Origin of the sequence: Mesorhizobium silamurunense, assembly GCF_014843905.1 — a bacterium.
In the GTDB taxonomy this organism is placed as follows: Bacteria; Pseudomonadota; Alphaproteobacteria; order Rhizobiales; family Rhizobiaceae; genus Mesorhizobium; species Mesorhizobium silamurunense.
The window spans coordinates 1-820 of the sequence record NZ_LPVS01000200.1; the positions used below are offsets into that span (position 1 = coordinate 1).

General features: G+C 66.0%; 1 protein-coding gene. It reads right to left on the reverse strand.

Annotation, left to right across the window (positions count from 1 at the left end; all coding sequences use genetic code 11):
• Positions 1 to 820, reverse strand: an 820-nt coding sequence (locus AU465_RS33045) for an IS3 family transposase (protein WP_192257205.1), incomplete at both ends; no start/stop codon positions are given.

The following is an 820-nucleotide window of genomic DNA, read 5'->3' on the forward strand; positions in this document are numbered from 1 at the left end:
CGCGGAGCCTTTGGCATAGCGCAGCGCGAGCGACCGTCGCGAATTGAAGGTGGTGGCGAACTCGGCCGGTGTCTGCCAGGCGATTTGGGAGTGCGGCCGCGCGGTGTTGTAGTCGGCGCGCCACAGGGCGATGGCTACGCGCGCCTGAGCCAGCGAGGTAAACAGCGTCTCGTTGAGCAGTTCATCGCGCAGTCGGCCGTTGAAGCTCTCGATGAAGCCATTCTGCATCGGCTTGCCGGGCGCAATGTAATGCCATTCGACGCGATTCTGATCCGCCCAGGCGAGGATGGCGTTGGAGGTGAACTCGCTGCCATTGTCGCTGACGATCATCCTCGGCCGGCCGCGCTCGGTGATGGCCCGGTCCAGTTCGCGGGCAACCCGCATGCCCGAGAGAGACGTATCAACGATGAGTGCCAGGCACTCTCTCGTGCAGTCGTCGACGACGGCCAGGATGCGGAAGCGGCGCCCGTCGGTGAGCTGGTCCGATACGAAGTCGAGCGACCAGCGCTCGTCGGGCCTCAGCGGCACCAGCATCGGCGCCCTGGTCCCGATCGCCCGCTTGCGGCCGCCACGTCGGCGAACGGCGAGCTTCTCCTCCCGATAGAGCCGGAACAGCTTCTTGTGGTTCACGACCAGGCCCTCCCGCCTCAGCATCACGAGAAGACGCCGGTAGCCGAACCGGCGACGCTCCTGCGCGATCGCCTTCATCCGCTCGCGAACCTCGCGGTCGTCCGGCCTGCTGGTCTCGTAGCGAACCGTCATGCGGCAACAGCCGATGGCTTTACACGCCCGCCGTTCGCTCATCCCGAAGCCTTCCTTC